Source organism: Bradyrhizobium sp. AUGA SZCCT0176 (assembly GCF_018130145.1).
GTDB lineage: Bacteria > Pseudomonadota > Alphaproteobacteria > Rhizobiales > Xanthobacteraceae > Bradyrhizobium.
Genome location: NZ_JAFCMB010000001.1, coordinates 800,577 through 822,138 on the forward strand (window position 1 = coordinate 800,577; position 21,562 = coordinate 822,138).

General features: G+C 63.4%; 23 protein-coding genes. 12 read left to right on the top strand and 11 right to left on the bottom strand.

From position 1 onward, the window contains the following. Window positions 1-3 precede the first annotated feature (3 nt). Window positions 4-2,118 carry an excinuclease ABC subunit UvrC gene (gene uvrC, locus JQ600_RS03705; RefSeq protein ID WP_212390378.1) on the bottom strand — a complete coding sequence of 705 codons (2,115 nt, stop codon included), beginning with the start codon at window positions 2,116-2,118 and terminating at the stop codon, window positions 4-6. A gap of 220 nt (window positions 2,119-2,338) precedes the next feature. Here uvrC and JQ600_RS03710 point away from each other — a divergent pair, with 220 nt between their 5' ends. Together JQ600_RS03710 and JQ600_RS03715 are read left to right on the top strand one after the other, a co-directional pair. Beyond that, the gene (locus tag JQ600_RS03710) at window positions 2,339-2,962 is read left to right on the top strand and encodes an outer membrane protein (RefSeq protein ID WP_212390379.1); all 624 of its coding nucleotides are present in this window, start codon (window positions 2,339-2,341) and stop codon (window positions 2,960-2,962) included. A 110-nt stretch (window positions 2,963-3,072) separates the two neighbouring features. Further along, complete coding sequence (locus tag JQ600_RS03715) at window positions 3,073-3,912, top strand: class I SAM-dependent methyltransferase (RefSeq protein ID WP_212489686.1); 840 nt, start codon at window positions 3,073-3,075, stop codon at window positions 3,910-3,912. An 82-nt stretch (window positions 3,913-3,994) separates the two neighbouring features. On the opposite strand, the gene JQ600_RS03720 is transcribed toward JQ600_RS03715, so the two are convergent. The 4 genes from JQ600_RS03720 to JQ600_RS03735 all read right to left on the bottom strand — a co-directional run bounded on the left by JQ600_RS03720 (window position 3,995) and on the right by JQ600_RS03735 (window position 6,884). After that, the gene (locus JQ600_RS03720) at window positions 3,995-4,210 is read right to left on the bottom strand and encodes a cold-shock protein (protein ID WP_028350729.1); all 216 of its coding nucleotides are present in this window, start codon (window positions 4,208-4,210) and stop codon (window positions 3,995-3,997) included. A 310-nt stretch (window positions 4,211-4,520) separates the two neighbouring features. Further along, a complete protein-coding gene (locus JQ600_RS03725) occupies window positions 4,521-5,381 on the bottom strand; it encodes a 23S rRNA (adenine(2030)-N(6))-methyltransferase RlmJ (RefSeq protein ID WP_212390381.1) in 861 nt (286 codons plus the stop codon). Between the two features lie 207 nt (window positions 5,382-5,588). Further along, window positions 5,589-6,272, bottom strand: coding sequence for a ribonuclease T2 family protein (locus JQ600_RS03730; protein WP_212269329.1), 684 nt, complete (start codon window positions 6,270-6,272; stop codon window positions 5,589-5,591). Between the two features lie 153 nt (window positions 6,273-6,425). Continuing rightward, a complete protein-coding gene (locus JQ600_RS03735; protein ID WP_212269328.1) occupies window positions 6,426-6,884 on the bottom strand; it encodes a hypothetical protein in 459 nt (152 codons plus the stop codon). Between the two features lie 164 nt (window positions 6,885-7,048). Between JQ600_RS03735 and JQ600_RS03740 the strand changes: the two genes are divergently transcribed. Together JQ600_RS03740 and JQ600_RS03745 are read left to right on the top strand one after the other, a co-directional pair. Beyond that, window positions 7,049-7,339 (top strand): hypothetical protein, encoded by a 291-nt coding sequence (locus tag JQ600_RS03740; protein WP_212269327.1) that lies wholly within the window; start codon window positions 7,049-7,051, stop codon window positions 7,337-7,339. Window positions 7,340-7,377: 38 nt separating this feature from the next. After that, a complete protein-coding gene (locus tag JQ600_RS03745; RefSeq protein WP_212390382.1) occupies window positions 7,378-7,923 on the top strand; it encodes a DUF3617 family protein in 546 nt (181 codons plus the stop codon). Window positions 7,924-7,927: 4 nt separating this feature from the next. Here JQ600_RS03745 and JQ600_RS03750 read toward each other — a convergent pair whose 3' ends face one another. Next, window positions 7,928-8,875, bottom strand: coding sequence for a LysR substrate-binding domain-containing protein (locus JQ600_RS03750; protein ID WP_212489687.1), 948 nt, complete (start codon window positions 8,873-8,875; stop codon window positions 7,928-7,930). Window positions 8,876-9,082: 207 nt separating this feature from the next. Here JQ600_RS03750 and JQ600_RS03755 point away from each other — a divergent pair, with 207 nt between their 5' ends. After that, window positions 9,083-10,105: a mandelate racemase/muconate lactonizing enzyme family protein gene (locus JQ600_RS03755; protein ID WP_212390384.1), complete on the top strand. Its 1,023-nt coding sequence runs from the start codon at window positions 9,083-9,085 to the stop codon at window positions 10,103-10,105. A gap of 29 nt (window positions 10,106-10,134) precedes the next feature. Then, window positions 10,135-11,118 (top strand): tripartite tricarboxylate transporter substrate binding protein, encoded by a 984-nt coding sequence (locus tag JQ600_RS03760; RefSeq protein ID WP_212390385.1) that lies wholly within the window; start codon window positions 10,135-10,137, stop codon window positions 11,116-11,118. A 22-nt stretch (window positions 11,119-11,140) separates the two neighbouring features. Here the strand turns inward: JQ600_RS03760 and JQ600_RS03765 are convergent, their stop codons facing one another. From JQ600_RS03765 to JQ600_RS03775, 3 genes are all read right to left on the bottom strand, one after another. Then, window positions 11,141-12,526 carry an ATP-binding protein gene (locus JQ600_RS03765; RefSeq protein ID WP_212269325.1) on the bottom strand — a complete coding sequence of 462 codons (1,386 nt, stop codon included), beginning with the start codon at window positions 12,524-12,526 and terminating at the stop codon, window positions 11,141-11,143. A 19-nt stretch (window positions 12,527-12,545) separates the two neighbouring features. Beyond that, window positions 12,546-13,229, bottom strand: coding sequence for a response regulator (locus JQ600_RS03770; RefSeq protein ID WP_192737696.1), 684 nt, complete (start codon window positions 13,227-13,229; stop codon window positions 12,546-12,548). 86 nt (window positions 13,230-13,315) lie between these two features. Next, window positions 13,316-13,867, bottom strand: a complete 552-nt coding sequence (locus JQ600_RS03775) for a MarR family winged helix-turn-helix transcriptional regulator (protein ID WP_212269324.1) — start codon at window positions 13,865-13,867, stop codon at window positions 13,316-13,318. A gap of 346 nt (window positions 13,868-14,213) precedes the next feature. Here JQ600_RS03775 and JQ600_RS03780 point away from each other — a divergent pair, with 346 nt between their 5' ends. From JQ600_RS03780 to JQ600_RS03805, 6 genes are all read left to right on the top strand, one after another. After that, window positions 14,214-15,290 carry a branched-chain amino acid aminotransferase gene (locus tag JQ600_RS03780; RefSeq protein WP_212489688.1) on the top strand — a complete coding sequence of 359 codons (1,077 nt, stop codon included), beginning with the start codon at window positions 14,214-14,216 and terminating at the stop codon, window positions 15,288-15,290. Window positions 15,291-15,406: 116 nt separating this feature from the next. Continuing rightward, entirely contained in the window at window positions 15,407-16,297 is an 891-nt protein-coding gene (locus JQ600_RS03785; protein ID WP_212390387.1) for a branched-chain amino acid aminotransferase, read from the top strand. A 253-nt stretch (window positions 16,298-16,550) separates the two neighbouring features. Beyond that, window positions 16,551-17,069 (top strand): YegJ family protein, encoded by a 519-nt coding sequence (locus tag JQ600_RS03790; RefSeq protein WP_212390388.1) that lies wholly within the window; start codon window positions 16,551-16,553, stop codon window positions 17,067-17,069. Between the two features lie 144 nt (window positions 17,070-17,213). Continuing rightward, window positions 17,214-18,728 carry a histidine--tRNA ligase gene (hisS, locus tag JQ600_RS03795; RefSeq protein ID WP_212390389.1) on the top strand — a complete coding sequence of 505 codons (1,515 nt, stop codon included), beginning with the start codon at window positions 17,214-17,216 and terminating at the stop codon, window positions 18,726-18,728. A 121-nt stretch (window positions 18,729-18,849) separates the two neighbouring features. Then, window positions 18,850-19,053: a tautomerase family protein gene (locus tag JQ600_RS03800; protein ID WP_025590867.1), complete on the top strand. Its 204-nt coding sequence runs from the start codon at window positions 18,850-18,852 to the stop codon at window positions 19,051-19,053. Window positions 19,054-19,216: 163 nt separating this feature from the next. After that, window positions 19,217-19,612, top strand: coding sequence for a thioesterase family protein (locus JQ600_RS03805; protein WP_212390390.1), 396 nt, complete (start codon window positions 19,217-19,219; stop codon window positions 19,610-19,612). A gap of 144 nt (window positions 19,613-19,756) precedes the next feature. On the opposite strand, the gene proC is transcribed toward JQ600_RS03805, so the two are convergent. Continuing rightward, complete coding sequence (proC, locus tag JQ600_RS03810; protein ID WP_212390391.1) at window positions 19,757-20,632, bottom strand: pyrroline-5-carboxylate reductase; 876 nt, start codon at window positions 20,630-20,632, stop codon at window positions 19,757-19,759. Between the two features lie 124 nt (window positions 20,633-20,756). Then, complete coding sequence (locus tag JQ600_RS03815; protein WP_212034243.1) at window positions 20,757-21,257, bottom strand: YbjN domain-containing protein; 501 nt, start codon at window positions 21,255-21,257, stop codon at window positions 20,757-20,759. Window positions 21,258-21,562: the final 305 nt, after the last annotated feature.

Consider the following 21,562-nt stretch of genomic DNA (forward strand, 5'->3'; position numbering starts at 1 on the left):
CCTTTAACCCGGTTGCGCATGGAAAAACTCGAAAATCTTGCGGGCGCTTTCGGCGCTGACCCCTGGAACCTTGCCAAGGTCGGCGATCGAGGCCCGCTCGATTTCCTTCAGCGTTCCAAAGTGATGCAGCAAGGCACGTTTGCGTGACGGGCCGATGCCCGGAATCTCCTGCAAACCCGCTTCGCGGATGTCCTTTTTGCGCAGTTTGCGGTGCGATCCGATCACGAAACGATGCGCCTCGTCGCGCAGCCGCTGGATGAAATACAGCACGGGGTCGCGCGGTTCGAGCTTGATCGCCTCGCGGTCCGGCATGAACAGCGTTTCCCGGCCGGCGTCGCGGTCCGGCCCCTTGGCCACGGCCAGCAGCGTGACTTGCGTCAGTCCGAGGGTCTCGAAGATCTGCCTTGCCGCGTTGAGCTGGCCGCGGCCGCCGTCAATAATGACCAGATCCGGCCATTGCGGAAACGAATCGTCGTCGGCCTTGATCTCGGCTTTCGCTTTGGCGGTATCGTCTTCCGGCGGTTTCAACAGCCGCTTGAAGCGCCGCTCCAGCACCTCGCGCATCATCGCGTAATCGTCGCCCGGCGTCAGGCCTTCCGACTTGATGTTGAACTTGCGGTACTGGTTCTTGATGAATCCGTCGGGTCCCGCCACGATCATCGCGCCGACCGCGTTGGTGCCCTGGATGTGGCTGTTGTCGTAGACCTCGATGCGCTTGGGCGCATGCGGCAGCCCGAGCGTAGTGACCATGCCCTCCAGCAGGCGGCCTTGGGTCGCGGTATCGCTGAGCTTGCGGCCGAGCGCCTCGCGGGCGTTGGTCAGCGCATGCGCGATCAATTCCTTTTTCTCGCCGCGCTTCGGCGTCGAGACTTCGACCTTGAAGCCGGCCTTGACGGCGAGGGCATCCGCGAGCAGCGCGCTTTCCTCGATCTCATGCGACAGCAGGATCAGTTTCGGCGGCGGCTTGTCGTCGTAGAATTGCGCCAGGAACGAGGCCAGCACTTCTTCCGGCGTGAAGGATTTCTCGGCGCGCGGGAAATAGGCGCGGTTGCCCCAGTTCTGGCCGGTGCGGAAGAAGAACACCTCGACGCAGGAATAGCCGCCCTCCTGGTGGATGGCGAACACGTCGGCTTCTTCCACGGTGCGCGGATTGATGCCCTGCTGCGACTGGATCGCCGACAGTGCGGCGAGGCGGTCGCGGTAGAGTGCGGCAGTCTCGAATTCGAGTTCGGCGGACGCCTTTTCCATCTCGCCGGCCAGTTCTTTTTTGACCAGATGGCTGCGGCCGGACAGGAAGTCGCCCGCCTCGCGCACCAGCTCGGTATAGCCGGGGAAATCGATCTCGCGGGTGCAGGGGCCGGAGCAGCGGCGGATTTGATAGAGCAGGCAGGGCCGGGTGCGGCTCTCGAAGAAACCGTCGGTGCAGGAGCGGATCAAAAACGCGCGCTGCAGCGCCGTGATGGTGCGGTTGACGGCGCCGGCGTTGGCGAACGGACCGAAATACCGTCCGGGCCGCGACTGCGCGCCGCGATGTTTGAGGATCTGCGGCGCCCAGTGGTCGCCGGTGATCAGGATATAGGGAAATGACTTGTCGTCGCGCAGTTGCACGTTGAAGCGCGGCCGCAGCTGCTTGATCAGATTGGCCTCGAGCAGCAGCGCCTCGGTCTCCGTCGTGGTCGAGATGATCTCGACCGCAACGGTGGCCGCAATCATGCGCAGGATCCGCGCCGGCAGCGGCGCGTTGACGCGGGCGTAGGAGGCAAGCCGCTTGCGGACGTTCTTCGCCTTGCCGACGTAAAGCACGTCGTTGCCGGTGTTGAGCATGCGGTAGACACCGGGCGAGGTCGGCGCCAGACGCACGGCGTTTTCGATCGCGGCATGGCCAACCGCGAGCGGGCCTTCGGCCAAGGCCTCCGTGGCGTCCTCGGCGGTTTCCTCCGCGGGTTCCGGCAGGCGGGCCTCTTCCTCGTCCTCGGCCGCAGACGTCTCCGGATCGAGATCGGCAGAGCCAAGCTCCTGCGCAGGGTCCTTTGCAAGGTCCTTTGGGAGCAAATCCGCCTGGGAACCCCGTCGCGGCTTGCCCGGAGCTTTCGGATGGTCGGTAGAATCGTGATCCATGGGCCTAAATTAAGCGCTGCTGGCCGGCATCGCCAGCGTGCCGGCGGCGACCGAGGCCACGCCGGGTAACACATTCTTAAGACTGATGATCGGGCGGTAAGAGGGCTTAACAACCCTTTAACTTAAAACTCTCGATAAATCTTACAGGAAACAAGTGGAATTCCGTAACCAAGCCGGCCTCGGCCGGAAGGGTGCGGCTGTTGCGTGGTGGAGTTGAGTGATGGGCAGCTTTGTTTTGCGGGCGCTGGCGGTGATCGCCGCAGCCTGGACGATGTCGGCGCAGGCGGCCGATATGAATTACGGATCGCGCGCGCCCTATACCGTCAATCAGCCGCTCAACGCCTATAGCTGGGCCGGTCCCTATCTCGGCGGCAATCTCGGCTATGCCTGGGGCTCGGTCGATAACAACCCGACCAAGCCGTCGGGCTTCGCAGGCGGCGTGCAGGCCGGCTACAACTTTCAGAACGGGCCGTGGGTGTTCGGTATCGAGGGCGATATCAACGCGACCGGCGCGGCCGACACCTTCGCGCCGTGGAAGTTCTCCAACCCCTGGTTCGGCACGCTGCGCGGCCGGGTCGGCTATGCGTTCAACAACGTGATGTTCTACGGCACCGGCGGTCTTGCCTTCGGCGAACTGCGCGCCACCACGTTCGGCCTGTCGGAATCCCATACCACGGCGGGCTGGACCGCGGGCGTCGGCGCTGAAATGGGCTTTGCGCCGAACTGGAGCGCCAAGGTCGAATATCTCTATGTCGACCTCTCCAACACCAATTTTGTCATCACCGGAGCATCGAACGGCTACAGCTTCGGGCTGATCCGCGCCGGCGTGAATTATCGCTTCTGAGATCAAGAAAACGCAAAGAAACCATCTGTTGCAGCCTCCCGGCGGCGCCAAGCCGCCGGGATTTTTTTTGTCTCGTGGACAGTGCGCGGCGGCACGCCTAAAATTCGTCGATGCAGCCGGGGCAGCCAAGTCTGACCGCGTTGGGCGCCGCCCGTTTGCGCGCGGCGCATCAGGTGCTGGATAACGCATCGATCCTTTGGGATCCGCTGGCGTTACGCATTCTCGGCGACGATATCCAGGTCTCGCTCGACCATGCCCGGGCCCACACGTCCGGGCCACGCTTGCGCTGGTTCATCGCCGCGCGCTCGCGCATCTCGGAAGAAGCGCTGACGGAAGCGGTGAATAATGGAGCGACGCAGCTCGTGGTGCTCGGCGCAGGGCTCGATACGCTCGCCTACCGGACGGCGCTCGCGGGTGGCCTGCGAATTTTCGAGGTCGATTTTCCCGCCACGCAAGTACGCAAGCGCGACATGCTGGCCGCCGCGGCGATCGCCGTGCCGGACACGCTGACCTATGTCGCGATAGATTTCGAACGGCAGACATTGGCCGAAGCGCTGGACGCCGCAGGCTTTGTCGCCGCCAAACGCAGCTTCTTCAGCTGGCTCGGCGTGGTGCCTTATCTGACCGAGACGGCGGTGTTCTCGACGCTCGGCTATATCGCGCAGCTCGAAGGCGGTGCTGAAGTGGTGTTCGACTATGTCAATCCCGCAAGCTCGGTCGCACCGGCCGGCCGCGCCGCGCATCAAGCGCTTGCCGAGCGGGTGGCCGCGGTTGGCGAAAGCCTTCAGAGCTATTTCGATACCGCATCGCTTTGCGCCCGCATGAGCGCGACCGGCTTTCGGCATGTCGATGATGTCGGCCCTGACAGGATCGCGGCGCGCTTCTTCCCCGAGAGCGAACGTACGGCACCGGCGCGTGCCGGCCACATCATGCACGCCTCCACGTTCTGAGGCGCGCCTCGCGCTCAGCGGGATTTGGTGCAGGCAAAACTTCAGTCCGCTTTCACCGCCAAGCTTCAGCTCACGCGTCAGCTTACGATGAAATCACCAGGTTGACCGCCTTGGGGCCTTTGCCCTTCTTGTCCGGTTCGACCTCGAATGTAATGCGCTGTCCTTCAGTCAAATCCTTCAATCCGGCCCGCTCGACGGCAGTGATGTGAACGAACACGTCGCGACCGCCGTCATCGGGCTTGATGAAGCCGTAGCCACGTTCTCCATTGAAGAACTTGACTGTACCAGTCATGGCCATCGGGAAAACTCCTCCCCGTATTGCTCCGCCGCTACGCGCAATTCGCGTATCGGCCGACCGGACATTCGCTGCCGGAAGCTTGGCCACCTGAACCGATCGGGTCACGCACCGATCAGTCTGGATTTTTTTAGGCCTTGATCACTCCGCCGCAACCATTCGCGGAAGCGGAACGTAAAGCCAGTCATAACGGCCGAGCATAATACGGTTCCGCGCAAATTGACTATGGCTCAATCGCGCTTTTCAGCCCGATGCACTGCCTTGAAGGCTTACCCCCAAAGGTTTGCATTCAAGGCTTGCATTCAAGGAGCCTTCAAGGTTTGGGCGTCTCAAGCCTGAACCGGCCGGCGCCGCCCTGGCCGAGCGGTTTTTCCAGTTCGGGTAAAATGGTCTTCAGCTCGCCCGCCAGCGTCCACGGTGGGTTGACGATCAGAAGCCCGGTTGAGGTGAGGGGACCGCCGGCCTGCTGCGGTGCGACGCTGAATTCGAGCCGCAGACATTTCCCGGCCGGCTTGCCGGTCTCAGCCACAGCGGCGACATGCCGCGCCAGGCCGTCGGTGATGCGCCGGCTTTTGACCGGATACCACAGCAGATAGCTGCCGGTCGGCCACTTCGCATAGGCCTCCGCAAAGCCGTCGCCGAGCTTTTCGAACTCGTCCTTTTGCTCGAACGAAGGGTCGATCAGCACCAGGCCGCGCCGCTCGTTCGGCGGCACGAAGGCCGGCAACGCCGTCCAGCCGTCGAGATCGACCACCCGGGCCTGGGTGTCGCGGCGCAGCGCATCGATCAATTGCTTGTGGGCTTTCGGTTCGATCTCGCATGCCGTGAGGCGGTCCTGCGGCCGCAGCAGCGCGCGCGCGATCAAGGGCGATCCGGGATAGGCTTTCAGCTCGGCTTGCGCGTTGAAGGCCCTGACGATGTCGAGATAGGGCGCCACCAGCGGCAACGCATTTTCCGAGAACCGCGCCTGCATCACCCGCGCGATGCCGGTCAGCCATTCGCCGCTGCGGCGGGCCTCATCGCCGGACAGATCGTAGCGCCCGGCGCCGGCATGGGTGTCGATGACGCGAAAGGCTGCAGGTTTTTCCTGCAGATAGGTCAGCATCCGCACCAGCACGATGTGCTTGATGACATCGGCAAAGCCGCCGGCATGAAAGGCGTGTCGGTAGTTCATGATGAGAAATTCAAGAGCCGTTGGAGAAGACGTCTACGTCTTCTACTCGTCATGGCCGGGCATAGTAAGTCTGCTGCGCAGACTACGTAAACTTGTCTGTGCTCCCGGCCATCCACGTCTTTGAACACCAGACGAAGGAAGACGTGGATGCCCGGGTCATCTAGCGCGAAGACGCGCTTCTGCCCGGGCATGGCGGCGAGGGAGGTTTTAACTCCCCCGCACCGGCGGCATCACGACCTCGTCGCGGCGGCAGGCGCGGCGGTCGATTTCCTCGCAGGAGCGGAATTGCAGGTCCTTGCTCATGCAGACCCTGACTTCGCTGAGGCGCCGGCTGCTGCAGACCACCGAAATCGCCGAGCTGCTCAGGCCGGGATTGACCTTGATAAAGGCTGCCTCGAGCGCCTCGGGGGCGATCGTCTTCGATTCCGACAATTGCAGGAATTCCTCGGGGATCTTCACCGCGGCGCGGGCTTTGCGGATGTTCTCGAAATAGGCCCGCGCGCCAAGGCCGGAACAGGTGCCATGCTTGTCCCACTCGTTGAAGATCAGCCCGGGCGCCGGCATCAGGTCCAGCATCGACGACATGACGTTGCGGTCGAGACGGGGCGACGGCCGCTGGCAATATTCGGGAAAGCCGCGCTCATATTGCGGCCACAGGCCGTGGACCACGAAGGAAAACGGGCGCTCGCACTGGATCTGCGCAGAACGGCCGCTATTGCCGCGTTCGGAGGCGGCCTCGCAGAAGGAGGGCGACCACGACAGGGCCAGCACGTAGAAATCGAACTCGCCAGGGGCGTTCTGCCGGCGGTCCTGTGCGGCGGCGTGGCCCGCGGTGACCAAGACAAGTGCCAGCGAAATCAGCAGCCGCGAAACAATGACCGATGGAAACATCAAACGCTCCCTTACTCGCAAAGCATGACGTACTCGATTACCCCAGCCTAGCAGGGAACCGGAACATTTCAAGAACAAAAATGGCGTTAGGCGCGAATCCGGTGGCGCCGGCCACCGCGATCGAAAAACCCAGGCAGGAAGCTCAGGGTAAGCTTAAGGCCGCGCAGCCTTGCAGCCGGGGTTATAGGCCCAGTTACGGTCCAGCCCGGTGACGCACCATTCGACACCCTGGCCGAAGCCGGCAAAGCCGCCATCCTCGACGATCGAATAGTGCACGTTGCGCACCTTGCCGTCGCTCAGCATCACGTCGCCGGTGCAATAGCGGCGCGGAATGTTGTCGGATTGCCAGGGCCGGAACGTGGTTTCGTGGATCCGGCCATAGGAGGTGATGGTCAGGGGCGAATTCCAGAAGGTGCTTTCCTTCTCGCGGAACTGCGAAATGATGGTCGGCAGCGCCGATTCGCACGGTGCAACGCGCCCGTCATACCGGGGACCGGACAGCCAGAAATTCAATTCCAGCGGATTGGCGGCCTGCGCCGACTGGCCGAATGCCAGGACAGCGAGCGACGCGGCCAAGCCGAGGGTTTTCAACGATGTGAAGAGGGTGCGCATGGGAATTCCGCTGGTCATCCAACCCTCAGGAACGTGCCGTGAAGCCCGGACGAGGTCAAGTGCAGCGCGGCAACACCTTGCAGGCAAGTCGAGGTCCGGCCGTAACCCATTCTTTTCACGGCCGCCGGCGCACTCTATGGTGGCCCCAGCGAATGGAGTCTGCGATGCAAAGAATTGGGGCCGCGTGCCTGGTTGCGATGTGCGGGTTGCTGTCGGCTGCGCCGGCGCAGGCCGACTGGGTGCCGCCGTTCAAGGGCAATGATACCGGCGGCATTGTCGCCTATTCGCTGGCGAGACAGGCGGATGCACGCCAGCTCGCGGTCGATCACTGCGCCGGTTACGGCAAGGTGGTGAAATTCCTGGCAGTGCAGCCCTATGAGGGCGGATACGTCTCCTTCGCCTGCCGCTGGGTGCCCTATGGGACTCACGCCCGGCCGCTGCGCACGCTCTACTGAGCCGGACCTGAACGCCTGAACCACCAGGGGGCGCGAGCATGGCGCGACAGCTTCATTCATTTTGTTTGGCGCTTGGCCTGCTCGCGGTGTGGCCTGCGAGCCATGCCAGCGCCGTCGAGCTGCCGGTGCGCAAGGCCGGCCTGTGGGAAATGAAGGTGGTGCAGACCGGCTCGCCGGTGCCCGAGATGACGATGCAGCAGTGCACCGACGCGACCACCGACAAGGATATGAGCACCTCGTTCTCGCCGATGGCCAAGGACGTCTGCTCGAAAAACGATACCCAGAAGACCGCGACCGGCTACGTCACCGATTCCGTCTGCGGCTCCGGCGGCATGTCGGTCAAATCGCGTGCCGAGATCACTGGCGATTTCAACTCCGCCTACACCGTGAAGTCGACCTCGAACACCACGGGCGCTCCGGCCGGCGTGCCGCGCGATTCCACGACCACGATCGAGGCGAAGTGGCTCGGCGCCTGCAAGGCCGATCAAAAGCCCGGCGACATCATCATGCCCGGCGGCATGAAGATAAATCTCAAGGACATGGAAAAGCTGAAGGGCCTGCTGCCGAAGCAGGCTCCGAAGTAAAGCTTCAGGATTTCTTCTTGCGGTTGATCGGGAGTTTTCGACCGTCTGCAGGGCAGAAGCTGCTGTCCTGGGTCGCTATCACGTCATTAAGTGTTTCGATGAATTCCCGTGCCAGACGAGACGGCAGCAGGTGCCGCGGTCGAACGAGCCTGCCCATTACCTTGATTGAAGGATAGAACGGCCGCATTACCAGATCTGTTGCCGGCGTACCCATCATCGCCAACCCGTCCAGTAGCGCGAGGCCTGCGCCGGCTCGCACCAATGCGCATGCAACGGTGGACTGCGACACCTCGATTGCAGTCTTCAACGGGACGTCCGCATCGGCGAAGGCGCGTACGGCTTGGATTCCCAAGGGGAGTTGCCTGTTCAGACATATCAGCGCTTCATGCTCGAGATCAGCGGGTACGACATGAAGCTTCGATGCCAACGGATGCGTCTGCGGCATGACGCATCCGAAATCGGTCGCCCAGAGATCGCTCACCGACACACCGGACGCGGCAAGGGAGTCGATGACAAATCCCAGGTCCGCCTGGTGGTTGGCGACATGGGTGGCGACCTGGAGCGCACTCATCGACTGCAGCATGATCACGACATCAGGCCGCGACTGGCGAAATTTTGCCACGGCGGCCGGCAGTAACGCATTTGCGAAGGCCGAAATCGCGGCGATGTTGAGCCCGCCCGCTCGCCCCGCCTGCAGGTCGGCGGCGTGCTTCTGGACGACGTCAAAAGCCGCGAACGCGCTGACGGTCTCTGGAAACAACGATTGGGCTTCGGGCGTCGCCAACAATCGCTTCTTTCGCCGCAAAAAGAGCGGAAACCCGAGCCGTCGCTCCGCCTGTTGCAACGTTCGGCTGACGGCCGGCTGCGAAACACGCAGCGCCTCGGCAGCCGCGGTGATGGTACCCAACTCCATGACGCGCCGAAACACCTCCAACTCGCGAATACTCAACATCATAACGCCAGGACATGATTGGAGCAGCTTTTAGTATTTTGAACACATACATCCTGGGCCCACAATGGCTCCCGATAGCCTATGGCCGCTCAGCCGGGCACCGGCCGGCCCTTCGTCCATGGACCTCAACCGATGAACTCACCCCGGATTGCGACGATCACGGCTTTTCCACTCGCGATTCCGTTCGACCACTGGGCGTCCCCGCCGATGTTCGCCGGCCGGCCACGCACGACCCTCGATACTGTTCTGGTGCGGGTAACGACCGATCAGGGCACGGTGGGGTGGGGCGAAGCCTATGGCAGCTTCTGGTCCGCGGTCGTTGCGGCGATCGAGCAATGGGTGTCCCCCCTGGCGATCGGGCAAAGCGTCGATGACGTCGAACTGCCGGCGCGGATTGAACGGACCTTGCACAATCTCGGTCGTGCGGGTGCCACGATCCACGCGATTAGCGGCCTCGACATTGCACTGTGGGACATCCGGGGCAAGCTCGCGGGGATGCCGGTTTCGACCCTGCTGGGCGGGCGACGGCGCGACCGTATCGAGGTCTACGCATCGCTGCTTCAATACAACGGCAATACCGAAGAAATCCGCCGCGTCGTGGACCGTGCGCTCGGCGAAGGTTTTCGCCAAATCAAGTTGCATGAGCGTACGGCTGACGCGGTCGCCTCTGCACGCGCCGCGGCGGGCCTGAGCGTGCCGTTGATGGTCGATACCAATTGCGCGTGGTTGCCGGCGGACGCAGTCGCCGCCGTTACGGAAATGGCGCCTTCCAATCTTCTATGGGTCGAAGAACCCATCTGGCCGCCGGAAGATTTCGCGTCGCTTGCGGCTCTCAGGCAAACGGCTCACGTTCCGACCGCTATCGGAGAGAATGCCGGCAATGCCCTCGATTTCAAGAAGATGCTCGCAGCACGCTGCGTCGATTATGTTCAACCCAGCGCGATCAAGATCGGCGGTCTGACCGCGCTTTGGCAAATCTGCACCGAGTCGGAAGCGGCCGGAACGACCTGCGTGCCCCACTCACCATTCTTCGGCCCCGGCTATCTCGCCACCATTCACGTGCTGGCGGCCAAGGCGAAGGCGAGCGCCCTGGAGAGATTTTATTGCGACCTCGCCTTCGACCCCTGCGGCGGCATCGTTCCGATCGAAGCAGGATTCCTCGCCGTCCCCGACGCCCCGGGCCTCGGAGGCGATCCGGACATGGACTTGATCAATCGATTCCGGCTCTGACGGCCACCAAGAACAGGGAAGGAAACTTCATGCAAAGCATCAACCGGCGTTCGCTGTTGATCGGACTGACATCTGCGGCGACAATGTCCTTCTCCGGAGCGCGCGCCCAGCCGCAACCATATCCGCAGCGTCCAGTCCGCGTCATCGTTCCTTACGCCGCCGGCGGCGCGTCGGACATCGTGGCGCGTCTCGTCGTGGCCGTCATTACCGAGAAGCTCGGCCAATCACTCTTCGTCGATAACCGGGGCGGTGGTGCGAGCATGATAGGCACCCAGGCGATCGCGACAGCCGCGCCCGACGGCTACACGATCGGCGTCGTCGACAGCGCGTTCACCATCAATCCCAGCCTGTTCGGCGCCAAACTGCCGTACGACACCAAAAAGGATTTCGCGCCGGTGTCCCTGCTGGCGCGGACCTCGCTGGTGCTGGTCGTCTCGGAATCTCTTCCGGTCAGCAACGTGAAGGAACTGATCGCGCTCGCCAAATCGAGGCCCGGCGCGCTCAGCATGGCGACCGCCGGCCTCGGCACCGCGGTTCACCTCGGCTGCGAACAATTTCGGCAAGAGGCCGGCATCGACGTTGTCCCGGTGCCTTATCGGGGTGGCGGGCCATCCATCATCGACCTGCTCGGCGGCAAGGTCGATTTTACATTCAGCACGATCCCCGCCGTTCTCGAGCATATTCGCGGCAACAAGTTGAAGGCATTGGGAAGTACGACGGGACGCATCGTGCAACTACCTGACGTGCCCAGCATGGCGGAGGCCGGCATGCCAAAGGTAGACGCCGCGCCGGACTTTGGAATCGTGGCGCCCGCCAATCTACCGCCAGCGATTCTCTCCCAACTCGGCACTGCGGCGCAGGGCGCGCTGAAATCTGAGGGTCTGCGCCGGCGCCTGGATGAAATCGGCTACGAATCCATCGGCTCCACGCCGCAGGAATACATCGCTCATATCGATGCATCGATCGAGAAGTGGCGCCACGTCGTCACTGCCGGCAACATCAAGCCGGAGTAGCGAGCAACCGACGGCAAGAAGATCACACCGGCACCCTGACCGCCGCCCTTAATCCACCCATCGGACTGTCACCGAGCGTGATGTCGCCGCCATGCGAGCGGGCGATGTCGCGGGCGATCGCAAGGCCGAGGCCGGTGCCGCCTTCGTCCTGGTTGCGGGCGTCGTCGAGCCGCAGGAACGGCTTGAACACTTCCTCGCGCATGTTGGCCGGAATGCCCGGTCCGTCGTCGTCGATCGTGACCGTCAGATAGCGGTGGTCGCGATGGCCGGTGATCGAAATCGTATTGGCGTGCCGCGCGGCGTTGGAGACGAGGTTGGCAAGGCAGCGCTTGAACGAGGCCGGTTTGACGGTCACCACCGGCAGGCCGTGGAACGCCACCGTGGCGGTATGGCCGTGGCGCTCGGCATCGCCGCGCAATTCCTCCAGCGCCATCGACATGTCGGTCGGCTGCGCGACCTCGCCGCTGTCGCCGCGGGCAAAGGCGAGATAGGCCTCGAGCATGCCGGACATCTCGTCGACGTCCTTGCGCATGCCGTCGACCTCGGGGCTGTCGCCGATCAGCGCGAGTTCGAGCTTGAAGCGGGTCAGGATGGTGCGCAGATCGTGGCTGACGCCGGCAAGCATCGCGGTGCGTTGCTCGATCGAGCGCTCGATGCGCGCCTTCATCTCCAGGAACGCCTGCGCCGCGCGCCGCACTTCCCGCGCGCCGCGGGGACGGAAGTTCGGCGCCTCGCGGCCCTTGCCGAAACTTTCGGCGGCGTCGGCGAGCCGCAGGATCGGCCTGATCTGGTTGCGCAGGAACAGCACCGCGACGATCAACAGGATCGAGGACGTTCCCAGCATCCAGAAGATGAAGATCTCAGAATTGGAGGCATAGGCCGCACTTCTTTGCGCGAAGATGCGCATCACCGCGTCGTCGAGCTGAATACGGATTTCAACGAGGTTGGATTTGCCCACGGTATCGATCCAGAACGGCCGGCCGATCTGGCGGCCGATCTGAACCGAGAGCGTCTGGTCGAGCAGCGAGAAGAACGGTTTCGGCCCGGGCGGCGGCATGTCGCCGACGGGGAGAAAATCGACCACCAATTGCAGCCGTTGCCCGATACGGCGCAGCTGCGCGCGTTCCTTGTCCTGCGGATAACCCTTGTAGACGTCGATCAGGCTGGCGATATCTTGCACTACGGCAGCCGACAGGCGCCGCGTCACCGTGTTCCAGTGCCGCTCCATGAACACGAACGCGACCACGGTCTGCAGCACCACCATCGGCACGATCATGATCAAAAGCGCGCGGGCGTAGAGGCCGGTCGGCATCCAGCCCTTGAACGCGTTGCCCATCCAGCCATTGACCTTGGAGACCCGGCCTGCGGCGGTGCGGATCAGCGTGAGGCCGGTGTCGAGCGTGCTCATCGCGCTTGGTTCGTTTGGCTCACGGCGACGCCACCAGGCGATAGCCGATGCCGCGCACCGCCTGCAGGAACAACGGATTGGCCGGATCTTTTTCGATCTTGCGGCGCAGCCGGTTGATCTGCACGTCGACGGCGCGCTCGTTGACGGTGCCGCCGCCGGTCAGCGCCGCGCGCGGCACGGTCTCGCCGGGGCTCAGGCTGAGGATGCGCAGCATTTCGCGTTCGCGGTCCGTCAAGTGGATGATCTCGTCGCCCTCGCGCAGCTCGCCGCGTTCGAGATGATAGACGTAGGGCCCGAATGCGATCTGCTCCAGCGCTTCCACTGCCGGCGTTGCGGTGCGCTTCAGGATGTTGCCGATCCGCAAGACCAGTTCGCGCGGCTCGAACGGCTTGGCCACATAATCGTCGGCGCCGATCTGCAGGCCTTCGATGCGGGCTTCCGCCTCATGGCGCGCCGTCAGCATGATGATCGGCACCGAGGAGGAGGTGCGGATGAAGCGGGCAAGATCGAAGCCGGTTTCGCCGGGCATCATGACGTCGAGGATCAAAAGATCGAAATGCAGGCCGAGCAGCTTGGCGCGGGCGTCGGTGGCGCTCGCCGCGGTCGTGACGCGATAGCCCTCGCCGGACAGGAAGCGCGACAGCAAGTCGCGGATACGGCGGTCGTCATCGACCAGCAGCAGATGCGGGGCGTCGTCGGCCATTTGCCGCGGCGTCCGCGCGGAGGCTGCGGCGATGGTTGGGTTGGCAGTTGCGTTTGGAATTCCGTTCGGGGTTCCTTGGGCCACAGTCACTCCCTTGGCTTCTTTCCGCTGCCGAAGATCGTCTCCAGCACCTTGTCCGGGTCGTCGCGATCGATCATCGCGCGCAGAAACTGCCGCACCGTTTCCTGGCCGGCGGGATCGATATCCTGCATGGCGCGGTTGATGCGATCGGTCTGCAGCCCGGCGAGCTTCGCCACCAGGGCCTCGCCCTTCGGGGTGGCGTAAAGAAGGCGCTGCCTGCGGTCGTTATTGCCGGTCTTCTGCACGATATAGCCTTCGTCCAGCAATTGCTTGAGCACCCGGCCCAGCGACTGCTTGGTGATGCGCAATACGTCCAGGAGGTCGGCGACCTTGAGGCCGGGGTAGCGGTGGACGAAATGCATCACCCGGTGATGGGCGCGGCCGAACCCGAACGCCTCGAGCTCATGGTCGGCGTCGCCGACGAAGTCGCGATAGGCGAAGAACAGAAGCTCGATGATATCCCAGCGCAATTCGCCGGCGCGCGGGGGCGGGGACACGCCGTCAGGCCCCTTCGAATCGGGGTCGCCGGCAGGCCTTGAGAAATTTATGTCAGTCATGTTGACATATCTTGGGTTCAATGTTACAAAACTGTCAGCCACGGCGAAACTTTAAGTCGTTTCGGCCTTGGCAACGTTAGGAGCGACCGGAGTAAGCCAGCGATGGCGGCAACGGCCGCGAATTGGACTACCGTGCGATTGTCGAGCGGCATTTGCGCAAACATACTGGACTTCGGCACTCCGCAAAAGCGTGTCCTCAAGGGACTTGCCAGCGATGGAAACCAGCGGCAAGGCCGGTGGTGGTGGTGAAGTCCGGACCAATCAAGCAAGCAGGCTTGACGAAACAGGCCTGCGCCAGGAAACGCACCGGTTCCGACAGCAGGAAGCAAGGGCGGGAAGCAAGACCATGAGTTTGAAATTCGACATCCAGCCTGCGACCAATCCGACGTCCGAAAAGGAGCGCGCGGCAAAGCTCGTGGACCCCGGCTTCGGCCGGGTCTTCACCGACCACATGGCGATCGTCCGCTACAATCAGGCCAAGGGCTGGCATGACGCGCGGGTCGAATCCCGCGCCAATTTTCCGCTCGATCCGGCCGCCGCCGTCCTGCACTACGCGCAGGAGATTTTCGAGGGCCTCAAGGCCTACAAGCGCGACAACGGCGTGAACCTGTTCCGCCCCGACGCCAATGCGAGGCGCTTCAGGAATTCGGCCGAGCGCATGGCGATGGCGCCGATCCCTGAGGACGTCTTCATCGAAGCGGTCGAGCGGCTCGTGCGCATCGACAGCGCCTGGATACCAGGCGGCGAGGGCAGCCTCTATTTGCGGCCCTTCATGATCGCGAGCGAGACCTTTCTCGGCGTCAAGCCTTCTTCCGAGTACATCTTCGCCGTCATCGCCTCGCCGGTCGGCTCCTATTTCAAGGGTGGACCTGCGCCGGTGTCGATCTGGGTGTCGGAGAACTACACGCGCGCCGCGATCGGCGGCACCGGCGCCGTCAAATGCGGCGGCAATTACGCCGCCAGCCTGCGGGCGCAGGCCGAGGCGATCGATCGCGGCTGCGATCAGGTGGTTTTCCTCGATGCGGTCGAGCGCCGCTACATCGAGGAACTGGGCGGCATGAACGTGTTCTTCGTGTTTGACGACGGCTCGCTGCTGACGCCGCCGCTCGGCACCATCCTGCCCGGCATTACCCGCGATTCGATCATTGCGCTGGCAAAGGATTCCGGCACGCGCGTGCGTGAGGAGCTCTACACGATCGACCAGTGGCGCAGCGACGCCGCCAGCGGAAAGCTGAAAGAAGCCTTTGCCTGCGGCACCGCGGCGGTGATCTCGCCGATCGGCAAGGTATGTTCGGCGAGCGGCGATTTCCTCATCAGCGGCGGCGCTGCCGGCCCCGTCGCGATGGGGATGCGCAAGAAGCTGGTCGACATCCAGTACGGCCGTGCGGAAGACCCGCACGAGTGGATCCGAAAGGTCCTGTAACCGGCGGCGGAATCCGCCGCCTCTGAGACAAGCAACGTTTTTTTCGACCTGAGCACGGGGCCGCGCGCGCCTCGCGGAGTCGCGCGCGCGTGCGCGGTCAAGCTGGGAGAGAGGCCATGGGAATTTCCTTCGACAAAATCGATGGTGTCATCTGGTACGATGGCAAGCTCGTGCCGTGGGCTGACGCCAACGTCCATGTGCTGACCCACGGGCTGCATTACGCGAGTTGCGTGTTCGAGGGCGAGCGCGCCTATGGCGGCAGGGTGTTCAAGAGCACGGAACATTCCGAGCGCCTGAAGAGCTCGGCCAACATCCTGGATTTCGAGATTCCGTATTCGGTCGCCGAGATCGATGCCGCCAAGCAGCTCGTGATCGACAGCAACAATCTGCCTGACGCCTATCTCCGCCCGATCGCCTGGCGCGGTTCGGAGATGATGGGCGTGTCGGCGTCATCAAACACCATTCATCTGGCGATCGCCGCCTGGGATTGGCCGAGCTATTTCGATCCGGCCACCAAGATGAAGGGCATCCGCATGTGCCTTGCCGAATACAGGCGCCCCGATCCGATGACGATTCCGGCGATGGCCAAGGCCTCCGGTCTCTACATGATCTGCACCATCTCAAAGCACAGAGCGGAGCGTGCCGGCTATGCCGACGCCATGATGCTGGACTGGCAGGGGCGGGTCGCCGAATGCACCGGCGCCAACATCTTCTTCATCGCCGATGGCAAAATCCACACGCCGATCGCCGACTGCTTCCTCGCCGGCATCACCCGCGCCACCGCGATCGATCTCGCGCAGCGTCGCGGCATCGAGGTGATCGAACGCCGCATCATGCCGGACGAACTCTCTGGTTTCACCGAGTGCTTCATCACCGGCACCGCCGCCGAAATCACCCCGGTGGCTGACATCGCCGAGTGGAAGTTCACGCCCGGCAAGATTTCGGAACAGCTGATGGCGGATTTCGCGGTCGAAGTGCAGCCGAAGGGCAAGGCGGTCGCGGCGTAAGGTGGGCTAGCTCTCTAACTCCCTCGCCCCGCTCTTGCGGGGAGAGGGTGGGGTGAGGGGCCCTTGCCGCAAATTCTGAAGACAAAGGTGAGAGCGGTACCCCCTCACCCGGATCGCAAGAGCGATCCGACCTCTCCCCGCAAGCGGGGCGAGGTGAAGAGGCGCCACGCCCCGCAGCCCGCCCATGAACTGTTTCGCGGCTTTGCGCGACCAACTCCCGGATTTGCGGATAGCGGTTCGTGGAATGGTGAAAATGACCTCAACCCTCTCAACATGCTCGAAATGCGTCGTGGCGGCCGCCTTCGCGGCGGCACTTGCGCTTCTCGGCTCCCCCACAACGAGTGTCAGGGCCGAAGACCGCTCCCCCGTGATCGACTTTCGCAATGGCGACCCGGAGATCAATGCCGCGATCGCGCAGGCGCGTTCCACGCTGCCGAAATTCTGGGCCTCCTACGACGCGCCAAAGCCGTCGGAGACCGGTCACTCTCTCAAGGCGCGTTTTCCATATCCGAACAATAGCGGCGAACATATCTGGATGGCCGAGGTGAAGAAGATTGGAAGCGGTCGCTATTCGGGCAGGTTCGCCAATGCGCCGCGCCAACTGCCCGGCAAGCGGGCCGGCGACCTGGCCGAGTTCAGGGAGGCCGACATCTCGGATTGGATGTTCTTGCGGAACGGCAAGATCGTCGGCGGCGAGACCATCCGGCCGATGCTGAAGAAGATGTCGGAGGCCGACGCCGACGCGCTACGCGCCAGGATGGAAACCCCTTAGACGCCGGGCAGGACGTTCTGGTCAAAACCGGCCCGGTGGGCTAAGTGCGTGGGATGGGCCGAGCGAAACGAGCCCACCCTGTTTTTCCCGGTGAGCGCGGCGCCAAGCGGCTTTGCCCACCCTACACAAGTTGCAACGCCGCCCATGGCCGACAAATCCAAGAAACCCCAGAAGCTGAAGGCGCGCCTGCCGCGCGGGCTGGAGGATCGCGGTCCCGCCGCGATCTCGGCGACGCGGCAGATGGTCGGGAAAATCCGCGAAGTCTATGAGCGCTACGGCTTTGAGCCGGTGGAAACTCCGGCGATGGAATACACCGACGCGCTCGGCAAATTCCTGCCCGACCAGGACCGGCCGAACGAGGGCGTGTTCTCGTTCCAGGACGACGACGAGCAGTGGATCAGCCTGCGCTACGATTTGACCGCGCCGCTGGCGCGCTATGTCGCGGAGAATTTTGACTCGTTGCCGAAGCCCTATCGTTCCTATCGTTTCGGGTGGGTGTTCCGTAACGAGAAGCCGGGTCCGGGGCGCTTCCGCCAATTCATGCAGTTCGACGCCGACACCGTCGGCGCGCCGACGCCGGCCGCCGATGCCGAGATGTGCATGATGGCGGCAGACACCATGGAAGCGCTCGGCATTCCCCGCGGCAGCTATGTGGTGAAGGTCAACAACCGCAAGGTGCTCGACGGGGCGCTCGAAGCGATCGGTCTCGGCGGCGAGGAGAATGCCGGACGCCGGCTCACGGTGCTGCGCGCTATCGACAAGCTCGACAAATTTTCCGCCGACGAAGTTCGCAAGTTGCTCGGTCCCGGACGATGGGATGGAGGCGAAGAAGGCAAGGGCGACTTCACAAACGGAGCCGGCCTAAGCGCCGCGGACGCCGACATCGTTTTGGCCGTCACGCAAAAACGCGACGACTGGAAAGAGGCAATTGCCGCCGCCGATGTTTATCTCGCCAAGAGCGACGTGGGTCAGGCCGGCGTCAGCGAGTTGGAGGAGATTGCCAAACTGGTCACAGCATCCGGTTACGCATCGGATCGCATCCGTATCGATCCTTCCGTCGTCCGCGGTCTCGAATATTACACCGGTGCAGTCTACGAAGTTGAGCTGCTGCTGGAGACCAAAGACGAAAAGGGCCGTCCCGTGCGTTTCGGCTCGGTCGGCGGCGGCGGACGTTACGATGGGCTGGTCTCGCGCTTCCGCGGCGAACCCGTTCCTGCAACCGGCTTCTCCATCGGCGTGTCTCGGCTGCAGGCGGCGCTGACACTGATCGGCAAGGTCGATACCAAGCCCGCTGTCGGGCCTGTTGTCGTCACCGTGTTCGGCGGCGAAATCGCCGATTACCAGAAAATGGTCGCGACGCTGCGCAACGCTGGTATCCGCGCGGAACTATATCTTGGAAACCCGAAGCACAGCCTCGGCCAGCAGATGAAATATGCCGACCGCCGCAACGCGCCCTGCGCGATCATCCAGGGCTCGGACGAGCGGGCGAACGGCAAGGTTCAACTCAAGGATCTCATCCTCGGGGCGGGCCTGACCGAGATCAAGGACCGCGAGGAATATCTGAAGAAGCAGTCCGAGGCCCAATACGAGGTCGATGCAAGCAAGCTCGTCGATGCCGTGCGCGAAGTTTTGGCGCGCCATGACGTGAAGTGGGGATAGCCATTCATTTCCGGCGTCATGCCCGGCCTTGTGCCGGGCATCCACGTCTTGTTTGATGGAAAAGATCGTGGATGATCGGGAGAAGCCCGGCCATGGCGAAAATAAAGTGGGAGAAGAAAAAATGCCCGAGATTACCGTGAGCATGGCCGCCGGCCGCACCGACGAGCAGAAGGCCGGCATGATGCGCGACATCACGCAGGCGCTGGTCAAGAACCTTGGCGTCGACGCCGACGCGGTCGTGATCCAGATCAACGAGGCGCCGCTCGCCCACAAGATGAAGGGCGGCAAGACGTTTGTCGAACGCGCAGCTGCTGCGAAGAAGTAGGGCGCCTGTCGTCCCGGCGAACGCCGGGACCCATACCGCGTTGTGCTCTCGGTTGGAGCAAGGTGGCTGACACCTTCCGCAGCAACAACGTTCGGTGGTTATGGGTCCCGGATCGCGCTTCGCTTGTCCGGGACGACGGCTTGTTGTTTTAGCGGGGCCACCCATGGACGCACGCGGAATCATAAAGATCGGGATGAGCGCCGAGCGCACGCTGGTGGTGCCGCCGGAGCGCACGGTCGGGCATTTCGTGCCTGATATGCCGATGGTCTATGCGACGCCGATGATGATCCTGGAAATGGAGATGGCATCGGGTGACGCCGTCCGGGGCCATCTTCAGCCGGGCTGGATCACGGTCGGCACCGAGGTCGATATCCGCCATATCGGCGCTTCGCTGGTCGGCTCATTGGTGCGGACCACGGCGAAAGTGGTTGCGGTGGAACGCCGCGTGATCCGCTTCGAGGTTGAGGCCTTTGAAGGCGAGCGCAAGATCGGCGACGGCCGCCACGCCCGCGGCCTCGTCAATGTCGAGATGTTTAATAAGCGGCTGGGTGTGAAGTAGAGCGCTCGCTTGTCATGCGCGGGCTTGACCCGCGCATCCATCCCTCTTCGGAAGAGTCTAATCGAAGACGATGGATTGCCGGGCATAGGCGAGCGGAAGCGACGCCGTCCTTCAGGCGGCTGTGCCCGCCAATGACAGTAAAGACTACTTCGCCAGGTCCTTCGAGCGCTGCGTTGCCGCGGCCACCGCGCGCGTCATCAGCTTCTGCATTCCGTCAGAACCCATCAGCACTTCGAGCGCTGCCGCGGTGGTGCCGCCGGGCGAGGTGACGTTCTGGCGCAAGGTCGCCGACGACAGGTCGGAGCGATGCAGCAGCTCGCCGGAGCCGGCGACGGTTTCGCGCGCGAGCTTGGTCGCCAGTTCCTCCGGCAGGCCAGCCGCAACACCGGCGCGCGCCAGTTCTTCGGCGAGCAGGAACACGTAAGCCGGCCCCGAGCCGGACACCGCCGTCACCGCGTCCATCAGGCTTTCCTTGTCGACCCATTCGACCGAGCCCGTCGCGCGCAGCAGCGCGTCGGCGATCGTGCGCTGCGCGGCGCTGACTTTCTTGGCCGCGACCGCAACCGTGATGCCGCGGCCGATCGCGGCCGGCGTGTTCGGCATGGCGCGAACCACGCTGCCGCCGACGATCGCTTCGAGCACCGCAATCGGCGTGCCCGCCATGATCGAGACCACCAGCGTCGACGATTCTGTGAACGCCTTCAGCGCCGCACCGGCTTCGCGGAACGATTGCGGCTTCACCGCCACCACCAGCGTATCGACCTCGCCGACATCCTTCGGCGTTGGGTTCAGCCGGATGCCTTGCGCCGCCAGCGCGTTGATCTCGCTGGCGGGATGCGGCTCGATCACCACGACGCGCTGGGGATCGAGCCCCTGCGCCAGCCAGCCGGTCAGCATCGCGCCGCCCATCTTGCCGGCGCCCGCAAGCGCGATGGTGCCGTGGAGGGATTTCAGTGCGTTGGTCGTGCTCAAGGTGCTCACCACGAATTCGCTGTCGTCCCGGCGAAGGCCGGGACCCATAACCACAGCCGGTTCTAGTGAAGCGCGGAAGGCACGACAAGCGTCTTGCCCGAGCGCTGACGTCACGGCGTATGGGTCCCGGCTCAAGGCCGGGACGACACTGAGTATGTGGAAGGAATGTGGCCTACGCCTCGCCCTCAGTATCAAACATCGCGGCGCTCATGGCTTCCGCGGCGGTCTTGCCGGCCCAGACCACGAACTGGAACGCGGGGTAATAGCGTTCGCAGGCGTGGATGGCGCCGACCAGCATGGCTTCGCATTGCGCGGTCGAGGCGGTGAGGCCGTTCGGCAGCACCAGCGCCTGTCGGTACATGATCATGCCGGTATGGGTCCAGATGTCGAAATGGCCGATCCACAATTGCTCGTTGATCGCAGCGATCAGCCGCTGCACCTCGGGCCGCCGCGCGGGTGGAATCTTCATGTCGAAGGCGCAGGCCAGATGCAGCGCCTCGATCTCGGCCATCCAGGTAAAGGAGAGCTGATAGTCGGTCCAGTCGCCCTTGGAGACGATGGTCACTTCGTCTTCGCCGGAACGCTCATACGCCCAGTTATTGTCGCTGGCGATGTCCTCGACAACCGCGAGCGGGTTGTTCGGGGAATCGATAATGCCTTCGAGGAGGGACATTCCGTCTCGACCTTGCCATTTCACGTGAGTTGATACGCACAACGGGGACCGGCGCGCGCGGGAGCTGATGCGTCGCGGCCGACTGCAATCCCCTGATCGTTCCTGACCTTGTTCTTGATCGTCCCGGGGCTTGCCGGCTCAAGTGATGTGATTTGCGGAATCTGCGCAACCGACCCCGGAGTCCGTCCACAGCCAATGCGCAGGCCGTCCACAGCTCTTCGCAGTTACAACTATTAATTTGAGAACAAATCGGAATCGGATTCTGTGGATTGGAGTCGGCCGCCACCGGAAGAGCACCGGCCCGC